Origin of the sequence: Flavobacterium sp. (assembly GCF_043780635.1) — a bacterium.
Classification (GTDB): Bacteria; Bacteroidota; Bacteroidia; order Flavobacteriales; family Flavobacteriaceae; genus Flavobacterium.
This window is the reverse complement of the sequence record NZ_JAYWCK010000145.1, coordinates 17,561-36,231: the sequence shown is the minus strand read 5'-3', so window position 1 is coordinate 36,231 and position 18,671 is coordinate 17,561. Positions and strand designations below refer to the sequence as shown.

The 18,671-nt window shown below is 35.5% G+C and carries 21 protein-coding genes and 1 pseudogene; 1 reads left to right on the top strand and 21 read right to left on the bottom strand.

All coding sequences use genetic code 11. The features are described from left to right. Nucleotides 1–149: 149 nt before the first annotated feature. From ACH2BV_RS13315 to ACH2BV_RS13260, 12 genes and pseudogenes are all read right to left on the bottom strand, one after another. Complete coding sequence (locus ACH2BV_RS13315) at nucleotides 150–422, bottom strand: type II toxin-antitoxin system prevent-host-death family antitoxin (RefSeq protein WP_395051232.1); 273 nt, start codon at nucleotides 420–422, stop codon at nucleotides 150–152. Nucleotides 423–558: 136 nt separating this feature from the next. Then, nucleotides 559–1,458, bottom strand: coding sequence for an FkbM family methyltransferase (locus ACH2BV_RS13310; RefSeq protein WP_395051231.1), 900 nt, complete (start codon nucleotides 1,456–1,458; stop codon nucleotides 559–561). Between the two features lie 401 nt (nucleotides 1,459–1,859). Then, nucleotides 1,860–2,141 (bottom strand): DUF2442 domain-containing protein, encoded by a 282-nt coding sequence (locus ACH2BV_RS13305; RefSeq protein ID WP_395051230.1) that lies wholly within the window; start codon nucleotides 2,139–2,141, stop codon nucleotides 1,860–1,862. A 93-nt stretch (nucleotides 2,142–2,234) separates the two neighbouring features. Further along, entirely contained in the window at nucleotides 2,235–2,504 is a 270-nt protein-coding gene (locus ACH2BV_RS13300; protein WP_395051228.1) for a DUF4160 domain-containing protein, read from the bottom strand. 103 nt (nucleotides 2,505–2,607) lie between these two features. Further along, nucleotides 2,608–2,892, bottom strand: a pseudogene (locus ACH2BV_RS13295) (hypothetical protein); the annotation flags it as partial. A gap of 121 nt (nucleotides 2,893–3,013) precedes the next feature. Continuing rightward, the gene (locus ACH2BV_RS13290) at nucleotides 3,014–3,358 is read right to left on the bottom strand and encodes a four helix bundle protein (RefSeq protein WP_395051226.1); all 345 of its coding nucleotides are present in this window, start codon (nucleotides 3,356–3,358) and stop codon (nucleotides 3,014–3,016) included. 213 nt (nucleotides 3,359–3,571) lie between these two features. Further along, a complete protein-coding gene (locus tag ACH2BV_RS13285) occupies nucleotides 3,572–3,718 on the bottom strand; it encodes a hypothetical protein (RefSeq protein ID WP_194311480.1) in 147 nt (48 codons plus the stop codon). A gap of 47 nt (nucleotides 3,719–3,765) precedes the next feature. Then, a complete protein-coding gene (locus ACH2BV_RS13280; protein ID WP_395051225.1) occupies nucleotides 3,766–4,221 on the bottom strand; it encodes a DUF3368 domain-containing protein in 456 nt (151 codons plus the stop codon). Next, on the bottom strand, nucleotides 4,214–4,402 hold the full coding sequence (locus tag ACH2BV_RS13275; protein ID WP_395051224.1) for a UPF0175 family protein: 189 nt from the start codon (nucleotides 4,400–4,402) through the stop codon (nucleotides 4,214–4,216). Before ACH2BV_RS13275 ends, ACH2BV_RS13280 begins: the two co-directional genes overlap by 8 nt. Nucleotides 4,403–4,785: 383 nt before the next feature. Then, nucleotides 4,786–5,874, bottom strand: coding sequence for a Fic family protein (locus ACH2BV_RS13270; RefSeq protein WP_395051223.1), 1,089 nt, complete (start codon nucleotides 5,872–5,874; stop codon nucleotides 4,786–4,788). 575 nt (nucleotides 5,875–6,449) lie between these two features. Beyond that, nucleotides 6,450–7,640: an ATP-binding protein gene (locus ACH2BV_RS13265; RefSeq protein ID WP_395051222.1), complete on the bottom strand. Its 1,191-nt coding sequence runs from the start codon at nucleotides 7,638–7,640 to the stop codon at nucleotides 6,450–6,452. A 207-nt stretch (nucleotides 7,641–7,847) separates the two neighbouring features. After that, nucleotides 7,848–8,717 carry an ABC transporter permease gene (locus ACH2BV_RS13260; RefSeq protein ID WP_395051221.1) on the bottom strand — a complete coding sequence of 290 codons (870 nt, stop codon included), beginning with the start codon at nucleotides 8,715–8,717 and terminating at the stop codon, nucleotides 7,848–7,850. Nucleotides 8,718–9,127: 410 nt separating this feature from the next. Between ACH2BV_RS13260 and ACH2BV_RS13255 the strand changes: the two genes are divergently transcribed. Next, nucleotides 9,128–9,868, top strand: a complete 741-nt coding sequence (locus ACH2BV_RS13255; protein WP_395051220.1) for a tyrosine-protein phosphatase — start codon at nucleotides 9,128–9,130, stop codon at nucleotides 9,866–9,868. 83 nt (nucleotides 9,869–9,951) lie between these two features. Here the strand turns inward: ACH2BV_RS13255 and ACH2BV_RS13250 are convergent, their stop codons facing one another. From ACH2BV_RS13250 to ACH2BV_RS13210, 9 genes are all read right to left on the bottom strand, one after another. Continuing rightward, a complete protein-coding gene (locus tag ACH2BV_RS13250) occupies nucleotides 9,952–11,901 on the bottom strand; it encodes a polysaccharide biosynthesis protein (protein WP_395051219.1) in 1,950 nt (649 codons plus the stop codon). A 245-nt stretch (nucleotides 11,902–12,146) separates the two neighbouring features. Further along, nucleotides 12,147–13,016: a glucose-1-phosphate thymidylyltransferase RfbA gene (gene rfbA / locus ACH2BV_RS13245; RefSeq protein WP_395051218.1), complete on the bottom strand. Its 870-nt coding sequence runs from the start codon at nucleotides 13,014–13,016 to the stop codon at nucleotides 12,147–12,149. A gap of 318 nt (nucleotides 13,017–13,334) precedes the next feature. Next, nucleotides 13,335–14,204, bottom strand: a complete 870-nt coding sequence (rfbD, locus tag ACH2BV_RS13240) for a dTDP-4-dehydrorhamnose reductase (RefSeq protein WP_395051217.1) — start codon at nucleotides 14,202–14,204, stop codon at nucleotides 13,335–13,337. Then, a complete protein-coding gene (gene rfbC / locus ACH2BV_RS13235; protein WP_395051216.1) occupies nucleotides 14,204–14,752 on the bottom strand; it encodes a dTDP-4-dehydrorhamnose 3,5-epimerase in 549 nt (182 codons plus the stop codon). The genes rfbD and rfbC overlap by 1 nt, the downstream gene beginning before the upstream one ends. Nucleotides 14,753–14,800: 48 nt before the next feature. Beyond that, a complete protein-coding gene (locus ACH2BV_RS13230; protein WP_395051215.1) occupies nucleotides 14,801–15,946 on the bottom strand; it encodes a DegT/DnrJ/EryC1/StrS family aminotransferase in 1,146 nt (381 codons plus the stop codon). Then, nucleotides 15,939–16,580: an acetyltransferase gene (locus ACH2BV_RS13225; protein ID WP_395051214.1), complete on the bottom strand. Its 642-nt coding sequence runs from the start codon at nucleotides 16,578–16,580 to the stop codon at nucleotides 15,939–15,941. The genes ACH2BV_RS13230 and ACH2BV_RS13225 overlap by 8 nt, the downstream gene beginning before the upstream one ends. Before the next feature lie 87 nt (nucleotides 16,581–16,667). After that, the gene (locus tag ACH2BV_RS13220) at nucleotides 16,668–17,396 is read right to left on the bottom strand and encodes an SDR family NAD(P)-dependent oxidoreductase (protein ID WP_395051212.1); all 729 of its coding nucleotides are present in this window, start codon (nucleotides 17,394–17,396) and stop codon (nucleotides 16,668–16,670) included. A gap of 25 nt (nucleotides 17,397–17,421) precedes the next feature. Then, nucleotides 17,422–17,652 carry a hypothetical protein gene (locus tag ACH2BV_RS13215; RefSeq protein WP_395051211.1) on the bottom strand — a complete coding sequence of 77 codons (231 nt, stop codon included), beginning with the start codon at nucleotides 17,650–17,652 and terminating at the stop codon, nucleotides 17,422–17,424. A 13-nt stretch (nucleotides 17,653–17,665) separates the two neighbouring features. Beyond that, entirely contained in the window at nucleotides 17,666–18,670 is a 1,005-nt protein-coding gene (locus ACH2BV_RS13210; protein WP_395051210.1) for a 3-oxoacyl-ACP synthase III family protein, read from the bottom strand. Nucleotide 18,671 lies beyond the last annotated feature (1 nt).

Below are 18,671 nucleotides of genomic sequence, written 5' to 3'. Positions count from 1 at the left end.
AGATTCTCCTTAGTTAACAAAACTAACAAATCATCTACTTTATCCATAAAATTATAAACGTCATTTAATGCCCATTCTCGCTCTAAATACTCAATATTTTGCCAATAATCGCCTTTAGCACGATCCGTCCAAATGATTTGAATCATAATTTATCTATTGAACAAATGAGGAAAACGTTTCTTAGTTTCTTCCCTAACAGACTCGTGCGAATGTACTCTGCCATTAGCTACGTCGTCTAGAGCTTCATCGATAGCTTTTTTTTGGGCAGTACTCAATAAACTAATGTCTTTGTCTATTTTTTTTAAAGGAGTGATTACAAAAGATTCGTTTTTGGAGCGATAAATAACTAATTCTTCTTCTTTGGCAATATCCAAATATTTTTTGATATTATTTCTAAATTCGGTTACGCTAACTGCTTCCATATCATTTATTTTTTAAACAAATGTACATAAAAATGTACGCAATACAAATTTTATATGAATTGAATTACTTCATCCAAATATTGGGCTTGATTGTAGCAGGAAACGATAATCGAGACTTTAGGCGTTTGGATAGGTCTTACTCCTTTTGGGTACTATTTTTAAAAGCATAAATCATTCCGGTGATTGAAGTTAAATGCCTTGAAATTACACTGAAATTATTAGCAACTAAAAGCTCTTCCAGGATTGTAGCCCCTTTATCGTGCCATTCAATCAGCAATACATCAATAGCAACTAATAAGTTAGTTTCATTCATTTTTTGCAGTATCTCATATTCTGCTCCTTCACAATCTATTTTTAAAACTTTTTTCTGTTCAGGATGTTTGGCAAACAAATCCGGAAGAACTTCACTGACATTTTTGATATTGATTTCAATTGCTGTAGCATTATCCTTATCTATTACCAGACTTGATTCCAATCGAATCCCACAATTACCTTTGGCTTGTGAATTGTACAATACTTTCTCTACTCGAGTGGAACCGCCCAATCCAAAATTGAAGGCTTCAATTTTATTGGAATAGCTTGGGTTTAATTCTAAATTATGCAGCGCTTGATCGTAGGTTGGCACAACAGGTTCAAAAGAATATATCTTTTCAACATTATTTTTTAATCCAAAAAACAAAGAACTAATACCGATGTTCATTCCGATATCAAAAACAACAAAGCTTTCTTGAGACAATAAATTATAATCCTTTTCGATAAAAACTTCCTTGATGATAAAAAATTCTTCGGGCGTTTCTATGTATAATTGTAAGCCCTTAAAACTGGCCAAAACACCCTCCTTGTGACTTACAATACTAAGTTCAGGAAACTGTTTTTTAATTTGAAACAAAAAAGAAGCCGATTTGTAAACCAAATTTTTTGTGTCATTTTCAACTGCAAAACTTCGTACTAGATCTTGTATATCCTTCTCCTTTTTGGATATATTTAAAACTTTATAACCCAGTCTTTTTAATACTTTATGTATGTGCTCTTTCATTAAATTTTTACTTTTCTATTAAAGTTTGCTTTCAAAATCAAGTTATCCATTCTATTGAATAATTACCATACTATTTAATCTTCAAAATGAATCCCATAAGTTATCGAGATGATTTTCCTTGCCGCGCACCTGATGCCACCAGCGGTTCAGGTCGTGACTCAGCCTTTCGTCTTCGCTCAAGACAGGCTACCGTTCCTACCTGCCCGAGGCGGTATTGCGCTAGAGATGTTTTCGGCTTTAAGGATGATGTCTTTCAAGAGAAGGTTAATTGGTTAATCGGTTATGGGGTTAATCGTTTTTGAAATTGCCATTGAAATTGATATTGCCATTGAAATTAAATTTTTTTTTGGTAATCGATTAAACAGCGTAATCATTTTTTTAATAAGAAGAAGCTCAGTGAATTAAATTTTTCCGTCATATAAATCGGCTATTGGGAAAATCATGTCATAATCATTCCAGTTCAGATTGCCATCTATAATTTTAAACGAACCAAAAAGAGTTTCGTCTAAATATTTTTTTATAGATTGATGTTGTGATTTTGATAAAAAATCGGCAAAATCAACAAATTTTTCTACACCATCATTAAACTCAATTAAAATGTTATAATTGCCAATATTTTTAGCATTAACTATTGATAATGGTTTATCTAAATAAGTGTCTGTATTTATAACTGTAATTTTCATATTGAGATAATATTTGTTTTTTAAAGGAATATGGAATTCGCACATGTTTTTTTAGTCTTTGCGACTAGATTTGGTTATGCTCATTTCATCTGATTATAGTTTTTTTGTTATTTTTTCAAATTCAATTTCCTTATGATATATAAAATAGGCAATCCATTTTTCGACTATTTTTTCTGAATAGACTGCTAAAAAGGCTTCAAAGTCTTTTAATTCTTTGTTTACCAATGGCTTTCTACCTTTGATGTTTATTATTTTGATTTCTGTTATTACTCCATTTTCTATACAAAATGTTGCTTTACTTTCAAATTCTCCTTTTTTAGCATGAACGTGAATAGGTTCGTGTTCGTTGGAATAGAAAAACAAAATTATTCCTAAATATTCATATAGTTTTGGCGTAACTAAACAATTTAAGAAACAAAGATAACCACTATTATTTTAATTCATAGTTCTAAGCAATGTGTTTTTTGATGCCGAAGACTTCGCCACGTTCTACTTCAACAATACTATCTTGGAGTGCCCAGACATAATCGCTTTCGCCTTTGGTGCTTCAATCATTGGTGTGCTTCGCCAGTTCGCAAGCTCGGGTCACCTATTTTGAGATAGGGATTTTCCTTGCCACGCACTTGATGCCACCAACGGTTCAGGTCGTGACTCAGCCTTTCGTCTTCGCTCAAGACAGGCTACCGGTTCCTACCTGGCCAAGGCGGTATTGTTTAGAGATATTTTCGGCTTTGAGGATAATATTTTTCATAGTGAGTCGTGAGTCGTCAGTCGTGAGTCGTCAGTCGTGAATCGTGAATCGTGAATCGTGAATCGTGAATCGTGAGTAATTAATTAAACTATTTTACTTCTCACTTCTCACTCTAAACTATTCACTTATTTAAATAATTTCTAAATCCCAATAATAATTTTTTTACGTCAATCATTTGCTCTTGTACAGCATCTTCTTTTTCTATAAATGCTAATCGTACTGCTATCAAATATTGTGTATCTAATTCCGAAAGCGACCCCAAGGCAATGTGAAGAAAATGGATCAACTCTTTATCTCCTTTTCTTGCCGATCCTTCAGCAATATTTGATGGAATTGATACAGCAGCTCTTCTCATTTGACTTGTTAAACCAAATTTTTCTGCATCTGGAAATGTTTGAGTCAGTTTGTAAATAGTCTCCACCAAATCCATACTCTTTATCCAAACATATAGATTTTTATGATTCATATCTTTTATTTTTAGTGAGTGGTGAGTCGTCAGTGGTGAGTCGTCAGTGGTGAGTCGTGAATCGTGAGTAATTAATTATACTATTTTACTTCTCACTTCTCACTCTTTTACTTCTCACTTTTCACTTCTCACTATTCACTTCTCACTTCTCACTTCTCACTTCTCACTTCTCACTTTTTCACTATTCACTTCTCACTATTCACTTCTCACTATTTAAGGTTTTATTCTTACTATTTTGTCTTCTTTAAGAATCACTAACTCGCTATTCATTTTCTTTTTGAATTCGATTAGCTTTTCATAAACTTTGTCCATTCCTTCAATTATTTTAGTTTGATTGGGAGTTCTTTTATAGGTTTTCATAGTATTGCTTTTTTAATTTATTGAACTTGAGCTCGTTCAATCGCTTATTATTCATTAGCTTCTTTTAATGCTTGTATTTCAATTTCTGACGAAATTCGAAAATTAGTTATTTTAATTTTATCAAGATACGGTTTAATGGAAGGTATTTTGCCTGTAAGTTTGGCTTTAACAATAACTCCTATAGTTCCTGTTATTTTCAGCCCAAGTTGTTGTGCAATTTTTCTGGCTTTGAAATCATCCAAAATCAAAATACTGTCAGGTATTTCTAATGCCAGGGCAATTGCGCTCGATTCTCCTTTATCTATTTGTAATTCTAAAATTTTCTGTTTAGATTTATCTGAAACCTCCTTGACTATCACCCAATCAGGAAGTTCTTCGCCAAACTCTTCAGCAATATCAGATGTTGTCAAAATTTGACCATAAACCATTTGTAACAAATCAAGTGCTTCTATTTTAGATAAAATAATAAAACAACTAGTGTCAGAAATTATAAATTTAGGCATTTTCGACATCGATTGCTAGGTCTGTTGCAGGAAAATTAAAAATGGAAACGTTATATTGATACAACAACTCAGCAAAGGTTCGTTTAGTCAAACCTGCAAGTTCGGCGGCCTGCCCTAAGGAGAGTTTTCCTTGTTCGTATAATCTAGTAGCAACGAGCATAAGAAATTCTCGGTTATTCATGTCCAAAGAATCAGGGATGTTAAGCGTTATTGTCTTCATAATATCAAAAGTAATGCTTTTTTTTAATGGAAACCCACATCAAAAAAGATTTTTCTCCGATGAAATGAAAAAGTGAGTTCCTGACAACCAAATTTAAATACTTTTTTGGAAGAAACAAAAATAATTTATTTTAGTCTTTTTATCACATACGAGCGGCAGCTAACCTGTCAGCCGATTGACAGGCTGCCGAAGTAAAGGCACAAAGTTTTTTTTCTTATATCGATCTTACATGCCTTATGTGGTTTAATTTTTTTTTCACCATATAAGGCATTTAAGGTTTGGGGTGTTGGGTGTTGGGTATGAGTTAAACGGTTAAACAATTAAACAGTTAAACGATTAACCAATTAAACAGTAAGCAATTGATACGAAACCCCTCTACCACTCCCTTCTTTTTCCAAGATACCTTTAGCCATTAAATCTTGAATATCCCTTAGAGCAGTATCCGTTGAGACTTTAGTAATTTTGGCATATTTAGAAACGCTAAGCTTGCCAAAAAAATCCTCCAAAAGTAGCTGCAGTATTTTTTGTTGACGCGGGTTAAAATCAGTAGTACGATGCGTTTCCCAAAATTGGGCACGCTTTAAAATGGCTGTAATAGTTTCATCGGTCTGTCTCATCGAATGCAACAAGCAATCCAAAAACCATTTCAACCAATCTGTGGTATCCAAATCCCCTTTTTGGGTAGTTTCCAATATGTCATAATAGGTGCTGCGCTCTGCTTGAATCTGAGCCGACATCGAATAAAATCGTTGTTTGCTTTGGTCGGCACGGGCCAATTGCATATCGGTTATAGCTCGTGTTATACGTCCATTTCCGTCTTCAAAGGGATGTATGGTAACAAACCACAAATGAGCAAAAGCGGCTTTTAATACTGGATCTATACCTTGATTGGCATTGAACCACTTTAAAAAAACAATCATTGCTATGGGCACCTGATCTGCGCTTGGGGCTTCAAAATGAAGCCTTTCTTTACCCATTGGACCTGAAGTTACCTGTATGGCATCGTCTCGCCAAGCCGCAGTCTTTATTTTTTGCATTCCACTATGCCCTGTTGGAAAAAGTGAAGCATGCCATCCAAACAAGCGTTCCTCACTTAAAGGTGCATCATATTGTTGTGTAGCATCTAATAGCATTTCTACAACACCTTCAACATTGCGTTCTGCAGGAACAGCGCCAGCAATTTCAATACCCAAACGTCTTGCAATAGAGGAACGTACCTGTTCTGGATTCAATTGTTCACCCTCAATTTCACTCGACTTAATCACATCCAAAGTCAATGTATTCAGCACAGTTTCTTCTTGCAAACGAAAACCAAGTCCTTGCATCACTCCAAGTATTTTGCCCTGACGATGTCTGACTTCTCCAAGTAAAGGAGTAATTACTTCCGCATCCCAGGTGAATTTTGGCCAATTCTTTTTTTGATGAATATACATATACGCCGCATTTTTGCGGTAAATTTAATCAATATTTACCGTAAATAAAAAACTATGCGGTGATTATTTCAATTTATAACCGCATTTTTGCGGTAAAAATAAAGTTTAATCACCGCATGAAGATAAAAAATAGAGGGATTATGAGTTATGAGTTGTGGGTTGTAGGCACAGAAATTGTTATTACCATTGATATTGCCATTGAAATTGATATTGATATTTTTTATCAGTTAAACGATTAACCAGTTAACCCATAACGAACAACGGATAACGAACAACGATTAAACCGTTAACTCAAACCTTGAGCTCCGCTCGAACAGGCGAAGCAAACCGACAACCAACAACCAACAACCAACAACCGATAACTGAACACTGAACACTAACCTACACCGTATCAATAAAACTCTTCTCCGTCTTATTAAAAATCAACAGGCCAACCAAAAACAATAAGACACTAAGTTTTTTTTCTTATATGAATCTTACATGCCTTATCTGGTTTAATTTTTTTTTCCATAAAGTTGGTTATGGGTTAAACAGTGAAACCCCACCATTCGTGGTTTATTATCCCTAAAGGCAAATTAATACAAAAAACCAAACAACCACAAGGGAATATTTATATCAGTTCCTATCTCGATATCATCTTTTACAATAAATGCATTCTTACTATCTTTAATTTGCTTTTGCTTTTTATTTCTACCTCCCAATTCAAATTCATATACACCAGCAACTTTAAAATCGGCATTTTGTGAAGCAAAAACAGTGTTCTTATAGTTGAGTTGGTTAAAAAAGAAGGTTTCTCTTAGGTTTCCTTTATCGACTTCTTTGACCAAATTAAACATTAAATTAGGGTTATTCAAATAAATTTTTTCTGGTTTGCCTAAACTATTAATTCCTTTGTCTTCTACATACAAAAGCTGTAAAAGTTGTGCTTCATTCAAAAGATTTAAATAGTTTTTCATGGTATTGAGACTTATTCCCGTGCGTTCGCTTATGCTGTTCATATTAGGTTTGAAAGGCACTGAATTGCTAATGACTGCCAATAATTTTTTTAACATTACAATATTAGAAACCTGAATGGAAGCATATTGCGGTATGTCGACTTCTAAAACTGTTAGTAAAATCTCGCTTAATTTTTGATGAAATGCTTTTTTATTTTCGATATAAAAAGGATAATAGCCATAATTCAGGTACTCATCAAAGTAATGTAAAGGTTTTATTTTTTGGGTAATAGCAATACTTATGGCTATATGATTGGCTACTATATCTTCTAATGTATAAGTATCCAAATTTATCTTTGTTTCAAATTGAAGAAACTCCCTAAAAGACAAACCCGGCATAGAATAAACCACCACGCGCCTGCTTAAATCGGCTTTTGCCTGCTGTATATGAAGTAAGGAGGAACCCGTGAAAACTAATCTTAAATTCGGCATATCGTCATAAATATTTTTTATTTCAATTGCCCAGTTTGAATATTTATGAACTTCATCGATCGCGATAAACAAGCCTCCTTTTTTATAAAAATCACTTACTAAATCGTATAAGGTGTTTTCAAGAAAATACAAATGGTCTAAACTTACATACAAAACACTTTTGTCTGGTTTAAAATTTAGCCGAATATACTGCAGCAGAAGCGTTGTTTTTCCTATACCTCTACTCCCTTTTATTCCTATAAATCGGTTGTCCCAATCAATAGTATGCATAAAGTCCCTCACTTGTTGCGTTTGCACAACTGCGTATTTTTCGTAAAATTGACTGTATAATCTTTGCATCTTTTACTTTTTGGCTAAAATAATAAAAAATATCAACACACTGATGTTTTTATTATAATTTTACATCAATACATTGATATTTATTGCTTTTTTTGGATTGATTAAATAGTAGTTTGTTTAGCACCTCCAGATTACAGATTGCAGGTTACAGATTGCAGGTAGCAGAAAACCCAACCCGAGAGCTCTGCTCGAACAGGCGAAGCAAACCTAAACGGTGTCAATAAAACTCTTCTCCGTCTTATTAAAAATCAACACTCCAACCAAAAACACTATGGCGGTCACGGCAAAAGTATAGCCCAATCCCAGAAAGGAAATGTGCCCTATGCCCAACAACATATAACGTGTGGTTTCAATAATATACGCCAGCGGATTGTATTCGACCAGCCAGCCGTAAGCAGGTAGTTTTTCTTTGATTAATGCCATAGGATACATCACTGCCGAGAGGTACATTAACAATTGCACTCCAAAACCTATGAGATAGGTGAAATCCCGATACTTGGTCACCAAGGAGGAAATAATCATCCCCAAGCCTAATCCCAAAATACCCATCAGGGCTACCAGAAAAGGAAAAAACAATAGGGATTCGTTGATGGAAATGGCAGCTCCCTGAAGATAATAAAAGATATAAAAAGCCACGAAAATTACAAATTGGATTCCGAATTTCAATAAGTTGGAAATCACCACCGAAAGGGGCATGATGATGCGGGGAAAATAGACTTTGCCAAATATAGCCGCATTTTTCTTAAAGGTATCCGAGGTATCATTAAGGCAGGCCGTAAAATAATTCCATACTGTGATTCCAGCCAAATTAAACAAAAACGGAGGTACTGTACCGGTGTCTATTCCCGCCACAGTATTAAAAATAATGGTAAACGTAATCGAAGTAAACAAAGGCTGAATCAGATACCACAAAGGCCCCAAAATGGTTTGTTTGTATACGGTAACTACGTCTCTTTTGACAAAAAGCATCAGTAAATCACGGTATTGCCACACTTCTTTGAGGTTCAGCGAGAAGAATTTATTTTTGGGTGTTATCTCAAACAGCCAGTCATTTTCAATATTTTCTGTATTGTTCATTGGTTTGGGCTATGTTCACTCTTTTGAGCAAAGCGGCGAAACGCTTTTTATTTAAATTGCAGGGTCACCCTATGCTTCATCGCAAATATAATAATTTATCGATTAGAAGTACGGGATAAAAGTTTTGATTTTAAATTCGATGTTCGTTGCTCGTTTTTCGTTGCTCGATGAACAAAAAAATATGGACGAATAGCCAAAACCGATAACCCATAACCCATAACCGACAACTCACAACTCACAACCAATTAACCCGTTAAACAAAATCCGCGCTAATCCGTTTTATCCGTTAAATCTGTGGCCCAATTGACCCGTTAACCGATAACCCATACCTGTTCCCCCTTTAGGGGGTTAGGGGGTATAGCCTAAAACCTAACACCCAAAACCGATAACATTTTTTGTACCTTTGCACCATGCTGTCACTATTAAAATCAAAACCTGTTCTCAAAGATTTAATTCCGGATAATTATATCGACATACATTCCCATCTTTTACCGGGAATAGACGATGGCGCCCAAACTTTTGAGGACACTTTACGACTCACAAAAGCACTTCAAAGTTTTGGAACTTCACAATGCATTACCACACCCCACATCATCGAACATTTTTGGGACAATACTCCCGAGATTATTACCGAAAAAGAAGCGGTTGTCCTAGTGGAATTAAGCAAACACAAAATTACCATTCCCTTTCGGGCGGCAGCGGAATATATGATGGATGAATCCTTTGTGAGTCTTTTTCAAACCGGGCCTCTATTGACCCTCAAAAAAAACTATGTGCTGGTCGAAATGTCCTATATCAATCCACCTGTACAGTTGTATTCTATTTTATTTGACCTGCAGGTTGCGGGTTACATTCCGGTTTTGGCACACCCCGAACGCTATTTGTTTTACCACCATAATATGGAAGAATACAACAAACTGAAAACAGCGGGCTGCCTGTTTCAGTTGAATTTATTGGCTGTGGTGGGCTATTACGGTGATGCGGTGACTAAAGTTGCCGAAAAATTACTCCAGAAAGGGATGTACAGCTTTGTGGGTTCCGATGCGCATCATGACAATCACATTGCAGCCTTTGACAGAAAAGTAAAACTAAAAGACCTGCTCCCCTTAACGGAAGCCATGGCAAATAATCAGTTTTTTAGAATGGAGTAGATTCTGATGTTATTCAAAAAAAGGTTAACAAAGCAACTTATTCCTCTTTTAAAGTTTTTTGAATGCTAGAATAGTGGCGCTACTTATTTATCCAATACAGTAAAGGTAGAATTCATGCTGATAAACTCGGGAACTATTTTTTTCATCTTGGCCACGATATCATCATTATCAAAGAAACTGGCAATACCGATTAGATCTTCGATTTCAATATGCAAATCTTCAAATTCTTCCTGAATTTCCTGCGCAATCATAATTTTTTCGTGATAGGTAGGCAGCGTTTTGGAAGTGTCATTGAGCAGCTCCTCATATAGTTTTTCTCCGGGACGCAATCCTACTATCTTTATTTTGATGTCTCGATCCGGAACGTATCCTGCCAAACGAATCATCTTTCGGGCCAAATCGATAATCTTAACTGGTTTTCCCATATCAAAAATATAAATCTCGCCTCCGTTCCCCATTGAACCTGCTTCCAGAACCAACTGGCAGGCTTCAGGAATGGTCATGAAATACCGAATAATATCAGGATGTGTAATGGTAATTGGGCCTCCTTCAGCTATTTGTTTGGAGAATAAAGGAACCACGGAACCATTGGACCCTAATACATTTCCGAAACGGGTGGTAATAAATTTAGTGGCATACAAGCCGTCGTTTCGTTCCTGGCATTTAAGGTGTAGGGACTGTACATATTTTTCGGCGATTCTTTTGCTCGCTCCCATAACATTGCTTGGGTTTACGGCCTTGTCTGTAGAGATCATTACAAATTTATTGACCCCGTATTCACAAGCTAAGTCGGCGAGGTTTTTTGTTCCTTCCACATTGGTCAGAATGGCTTGAGACGGGTTTTCTTCCATCAAAGGTACATGCTTATAAGCTGCAGCATGATAAACCATTTGAGGTCGGTATAATTTAAAGACTTTTTCTAAAGCTGCTCTATTTCTTATATCAACAATTAGCGTACGGATTATGGCATCAGTCTGGATACTATCCACTTCTAAACTAATATGATGCAGAGGCGTCTCGGCCTGATCTAATATAATTACTTTTTTGGGGTTGAAACTCAATACCTGTCGCACAATTTCACTACCTATGGATCCGGCTGCTCCTGTAATTAAAATAGTATTGTCCATTAATTGTTTAGAGATAGAAATACTGTCCAGAACAATAGGCTCTCTTTCGAGTAAGTCTTCAATTTGGATATTTTTTACTTTTTGGGAAATCTCTTTTTGATTTTCCCAATCGGATACGGAAGGTAAGGTAAAAACTTTGTAATTGAATTCCAGACATTGGTCCACAATAACCAATTGTTCTTCTTTGGACAGACTTCGATCTGCTATTACAACTGCCTCAGCGTCAATGGAACGCAACAATGTAGGTAATTTTTTTCTTAGAACATATATGGGTAAATCCAGCATTCGTTTCGAAGCATTCTGATTGTTTTTATCTACAAAACCAATGATTTTAAATCGGGAAGGAGTTTCAAAGTTCAACGCATTGGCAACGGATATCGCATTGGCGTCTGTACCATAAATAATTGCTTTTATCAATTTACTATCATTCCTTTCCGTAAAATAAAGCTCAAAAGTTTGTTTCACAATTATACGATAAACAAATAAACCACAGAAAGAAAGAACTATGTTGATGAAGAGACCTGAATTTAAAAATGCTTTCTCCTGGTAAAGCATCTCAAATAAAAAATTAAAAAATAGAAGGAAAACCAAAACAGCCGTTTGTGAAAACAAAAGTTTAACGGCATCAATATAAGAGGAATGACGGATAATACCGGAATAAGTCCGGAATAACCAAAAGAAAAATATATTAATTCCAAATAAAGAACTAACATAAATGGCTTTATGTGTAGTGGTAATATACTCCAGTCCTGCCCTATTGTAAATAATATAAGTGAGTGAAAATGCCAATGCAATAACAGTGAAATCAATCATTACAATAATCCATCTAGGCAAATAGCTTAAATTATGAATATTGAATCTTAAATTGGCACTGGAAAAATAACTACTAAAATTATTGTCTTTCATACTTAATTAAAGTATTTTTCATTCAAATTAATTATTTTTAAACAAACAAAAATACGAATTAATCTTATGAAAAATATATTTTCATCAAAAAACATTGCCTTTTTATAGACAAAAAATTAAAATAATGTAAGACTATACAAATTAAGATTAATCTTAATTTGATCAGGAAAACATAAGAATTGGCTAATTAAATTTTATTTTTTATATAAAAAAATCCCGTTTTGCTATGCGAACGGGATTCAAATTTATTTTTTTTGTTTTAGCAATTGGAGTAAATAATCACCATAACCCGATTTAATCAAAGGTTCGGCCAAACGCTTAAGTTGTTCACTGCTAATAAATCCCTGACGCCAGGCAATTTCTTCTATGCAGCCCACTTTTAATCCCTGACGTTCTTCTAGAACCTGAACAAACTGACCCGCCTGCATCAGACTATTAAAAGTACCCGTATCCAGCCAGGCCGTACCCCGGTTTAAGATTCCCACTTTCAAAGCTCCGTTTTCCAGATACACTTTATTCACATCGGTAATTTCATATTCTCCTCGGGCACTGGGCAAAATATTCTTGGCGATTTCTACCACTGAATTGTCATAGAAATACAACCCGGGAACGGCATAATTCGATTTGGGTTGCAGCGGTTTTTCTTCAATAGAAAGGGCATTTAAGTTTTCGTCAAATTCAACCACTCCATAGCGCTCCGGATCCGAAACATGATAGGCAAAAACTACCCCTCCCTCAGGATGGGTGTTTGATTGCAGCAACTCATCCATATCAGAACCAAAAAAAATATTATCGCCTAAAACCAAAGCAACACTGTCTTTTCCAATAAATTCTTCTCCTATCACAAAAGCCTGTGCCAGCCCATTGGGAATGACTTGCTCGGCATAACTGAATTGACAGCCAATAGCCGATCCGTCTCCCAATAATTTTTTGAAATTAGGTAAATCGTGGGGAGTCGAAATAATTAATATCTCGCGAATACCAGCCGTCATCAGGGTCGATAATGGATAATAAATCATCGGCTTATCATAGACCGGCATCATTTGTTTGCTCATAGCCAAAGTTAATGGGTGCAATCGGGTACCGGATCCACCGGCTAATATAATTCCTTTCATCTTTTTTATAGTATCAGTTTGAATATACCTGCATCTTTCTTCTTTATTCTTTCTTCTTTACTCTTGCCTCTTTCCTCTTGCTTCTTTCCTCTTGCTTCTTTCCTCTTGCCTCTTTCCTCTTGCCTCTTCAATCTGCCACCTGCCACCTGCTATCTGAAATCTGCTATCTGAAATCTGCTACATGCCACCTGCACCCTGAAATCTGAAATCTGCTATCTGAAATCTGCTATCTGAAATCTGCTACCTGCTACCTGCCACCCTGAAATCTGCCACCTGCCACCTGCTACCTGCTATCTGAAATCTGCTATCTGAAATCTGCTACCTGCCACCTGCCACCTTCAATCTGTTCATCATTTTCTTCAAACTAATTTTATAGTCAACAGGCTCAATTCCGTAAACCGCTGTAATTTTTGATTTATCCAATAACGAATAAGCAGGTCTTTCAGCAGGTGTTGGATAAGCTGATGCGGGAATTCCTTTGATATCGCAGCTTTTATTTCCTATCTCTTTGATGTCCAAAGCAAAATCATACCAGCTGATGGCTCCTGCATTCGAATAATGATAAATACCGGGTTCCCATTTAGAATTATCCAAAATAGTTAAAATAACCTGTGCCAAATCAACGGCATAAGTAGGAGAACCAATCTGATCGTTTACCACACTCAACGTATCTCTTTCGGTCATCAAACGCAACATTGTTTTTACAAAATTATTTCCAAATTCCGAATAAACCCAGGCTGTCCTGATGATAATACTTTCCGGACAATTTTTGAGACAAGCGGTTTCCCCTGCTAATTTTGTAACCCCATAGACACTTTTTGGATTGGGTTGATCCTCTTCTTTATAAGCAATAGCCGAGGTGCCGTCAAAAACATAATCTGTGGAAACATGGACGAGTTTCGCTCCTGAATCGTGGCACAAAGTCGCCAAAGTCGCAATGGCACGATGATTGATAGCATCTGCTACTTCCTGATCTTGTTCCGCTTTATCCACAGCGGTGTAAGCAGCACAATTAATCACAATATCAGGCTGAATACGATTAAAATTGGTAATGATTTCCTGTGCTTTATCCAATGGAAAATCATCAATATCGGTGAATATAAAATCGAAATTCGGATAATTGACGGCTAATTCTTTTATTTCAGAGCCCAATTGCCCATTGGCTCCGGTGACTAGTATTTTTTTCATTAAAATTGGGAATTACAAGTTGAAAAATTTGGTAAAATCACATCTTTATCCGAAACAATGGCAGTTGCCAAATCCATTCCCCAATCGATATTTAAATTGGCATCATCATATCGAATTCCGCCTTCACTTTGCTTGTTATAATATTGATCACATTTATAGAGCACCACCGCAGTTTCACTCAATACTGAAAAACCATGAGCAAATCCATGCGGAATCAATAATTGCTTTTTGTTTTCGGCTGATAATACAATTCCGAAATGTTTGCCAAAAGTGGGTGAATCTCGTCGCAAATCGACTGCAATATCCATAATCTCACCCTGCAACACGCGAACCAATTTAGTCTGTGCAAAAGGCGGATTTTGATAATGCAGCCCTCTTAAAGTTCCTCTCTTGGAAAAAGACTGGTTGTCCTGCACAAAATCGATGTGTATCCCTAAATTGGCTAACTTGCTTTTGTTGTAGGACTCAAAAAAATAACCTCTTGAGTCTTCAAATACGGCAGGATTAATTAATACTAAATCTTTTATTGAAGTCTGTTCTATGTTCATTATATTTATAATATAGGTGCGAATTTACTTAAATTACATTTTGGGTTACTAATTATTTTGAAACAATCTTAGAACTACATCACTGATTCTAGCTCTATCGTCATCAGTCAAGTTGGAGCCAGAAGGCAGACACAATCCTTTTTCGAATAAGGTTTCAGCTACTCTATTTCCATAATAAGGATATTTCTCAAAAATGGGCTGTAAATGCATGGGTTTCCACAAAGGGCGGCATTCAATGTTTTCCGCTTCAAATGCCAAACGAACCGATTCTCTGTCAATTCCATTGGTCAATTGGGGTTCCACAACAATAGTACTTAGCCAGTAATTGGCAAAATAATCTTCGTTGGGTGCTGTAAAAACTGTTACGCCTGAAATGGCTGCAAATAAATCCACATAAAAATCATGCATGGTTCTGCGTAAGGCCACATGCGCCTCTAAAACTTCCATCTGACCACGGCCAATTCCCGCACAAATGTTGCTCATTCTATAATTGTACCCTATTTCACTATGCTGATAATGAGGGGCATTATCTCTGGATTGGGTGGCAAAAAAGAGCGCTTTATCTTTTAGTACTTTGGATTTGGTAACAATCGCTCCGCCTCCCGAAGTGGTGATAATCTTGTTGCCGTTAAAAGACAGAACTCCGATATCTCCAAAAGTGCCGCACTTTTGTCCTTTGTAACTACTCCCCAGTGCTTCTGCGCTGTCTTCTAGAACAGGTATGCTGTATCGATTGGCAACCGCTCGTATAGCTTCAATCTGATACGGAACGCCATACAAATGAACCGCAATGATGGCTTTTGGTTTTCGGCCTTTGGCAATGCTGTCTGTGATGGCTTCTTCCAGAGCTATGGGACAAAGATTCCAGGTTTCCGATTCACTGTCTATAAAAATGGGAGTGGCACCAAGATAGAGTATCGGATTGGCTGAAGCCGAAAAAGTCATGCTTTGGCAAATCACGGTATCTCCCGCCTGAACTCCTAAGAGGATTAATCCTAAATGAATGGCAGCAGTTCCGGAACTCAAAGCACCAACGTGAGATTCATTCCCTAAATAATTTTCTAAATCACTTTCAAGACCATTGACATTAGGTCCCAACGGGGCAACCCAATTGGTGTCAAAAGCTTCTTGTACAAATTTTTGCTCGCTCCCACCCATATGAGGAGAGGAAAGCCATATTTTTTGTTTATTCATGATATTTAATCGGTTTAGCAGGAATTCCTACAGCAGTGCAATTTGCAGGTATTGATTTATAAACAACAGCCCCGGCACCAATAATTGAATTTTCTCCAATTTCTAATTGGTTAATAATTTTCGCTCCTGTCCCAACATAGACCCCTTCTTTAATGTTAACTTCTCCTGAAATATTAACTGAAGGCATGAAAGAAGAAAAATTTGATATAACAGTATCGTGTCCAACTGTACACATCAAATTTAATATTACAAAATCTCCGATTGTAACATTTACGGTGATAACATTCGAACAGCAAATAATACATCCTTTTCCAATTCTTACATCATCTTTTCCTATAAAAACATTAGGATGTATCAAAGTGGGGAAAATCACTTTTTTATTTGTGATCTTATTGAATATACTCTTTTTTGTTTTAGGGTCTCCTACGGCAATTACAAGTGCAAGTTCATATTCTAAAGTGTTAATGTCACTTATTGACCCTAGGACAGGAAACCCATTTATGATCAAATTTTTTTCAAAAGCATCATCGAAAAAACCAATAAACTCATATTGCTTTTCTTTGTCATTTATTTGATCTATGAGCATTTTAACCTCTCTACCAAAGCCTCCTGCTCCTATTACGGCAATTTTCATATTTTTTTTCTTTTAAAAATGTTCAATATTAACTCTAACTGAAGGAAATGATCCCTTAGAGCCTACTAGTACTAATTTCCAAATTTTCTATTGAATTGAATATCCCCCATCAATTACAAAATTTTGCCCAGTAATCCATTTTGAGTTTTCAGATAGTAAAAAAAGAATAGTTGGAGCAACATCTGTCACTTCGCCTAACCCCAAAGGATGCATATCGACAATTTGTTTTATTTGCTCTTCCACTATATGTGCAAATAAGTTTTCAGTCATAGGAGTATTCACAATTCCAGGCAAAACGGCATTAACCCTAATTTTTCTTTTAGCAAATTCCAATGCCCCCGCTTTAACCATGCCCAAAACTGCTGATTTTGCAGAACAATAACCTATTTTACCTGGCTGTCCTAAAACTCCCATTACAGAAGATAAAAAAACAACACTGGCACCCTCATTACTATATTTTTTCTTGGTGAAATGGCGCAGTAATTCAATCCCCGAAAAAACATTAATATCATAAATTTGTTTTATTTTATCGGGTGTATATAAAGTCAACGGTACTGTTTCTTCAATTCCAGCACAATGAACTAACCCGTCAAACTTTTCATTGTTTAATTCAAAATCTAAAAATAATTTTTCAATATCCCTAACATTAACAAAATCAAAAACATATTGCTTTATTTGATTTTTATTATCCTGAATATAGGAATTTATTTTTGAAAAATCTCTCCCAACAGCAAAAACCAGATGCCCATTTTTGACTAATTGTTTTAATGTTTCAAAACCAATTCCTGAAGTTGCGCCCGTTATAATAAAATTCATTATTTATTTATTTATAAAACTGCATTTAATCAAATTTATCTAAACCTATTCTTATCATTAGAGAATCTATTGTAGTCATTACTTTAACGTCTTCCGGATTCAGAATTACATCAAATTCATTGGAGACAAACCCTATTAAAACCATGGCTCCCATAGAATCCCATTCCTCTAATTCTTTTAAATTTGTTGTACTTTCGAAAGCTACATCAAATTCTAATTCTTCCCTTAATGCTACTAAAAATTCTTGTTTGGTCATAAGTATTCTGTCTTTATAATTTACTGTTTATTTTTATCAATCCGCCAGCCCATGACAATCCGACCCCGAATCCAACTACAATAATGTTTTCTGATTCACATCCTTTTTGGCTATATTTTTTTAAAGCTATCGGTATTGTACATGAAACCGTATTCCCGCCATCTTCCATATCAATGAAAAAGGAATTTGAATCAATTTTTAATCTTTTACGCATGAAATTCAGCATAAAAGAATTGGCTTGATGAAATACAAATTGTTGCACTTCACTTATACTAATATTATTTTTATTAACTATTTCTTTAGTAAAATTTGGTATCACAGTATTAGTAAAATCGAAAACTTCTGGACCATTCATATACAAATGATTGTCGGTATAAACATTTTCAGTTCCATAAATAATTTCTTCTGCTTGAGTATTATAAGGAAATCTGCTACACCCATTTTTTACTATTAGCTTATCAAATCCTGAACCGTCTGTACCAAATAGAAATTCACCAATATTTTCTTCTTCAGAAAAAGTAATGAGAGTTGCTGCAGCTGCATCACCAAAAATAGCCCTATTGGAACGGTCATTTGGATGCAAATATTTAGAATAAGTTTCGGCTGTAACTAACAATACATTTTTTGCCTGTCCTGAATTAATTAATCCTTTTGCCAAGCTAATTCCGTAAGCAAAACCAGAACATCCTAAATTAAAATCTAATGCCCCAATATTATTTTTTAAACCTAAATGATTTTGCAGTATACAGGCTGTTGTTGGTAGAAAATATTCTGGACTTTGTGTACAATATAAAATATAATCAACATCTTCTTTATCAATTTTCTTAAATAATTTATTACAGGCCTCCTTTGCTAAATCAAAGGCTGTTTCGTGTTCCTGTACCCAATATCGATTCTTTATTCCTACTTTTTCTTCAAATTTAGAAAAATCATAATCTGGGAATTGAACCGATAAATCATGATTGGTGATTTTTTGTTTTGGATACACATATTCTATAGCTTTTAGTATTGCTCCCATT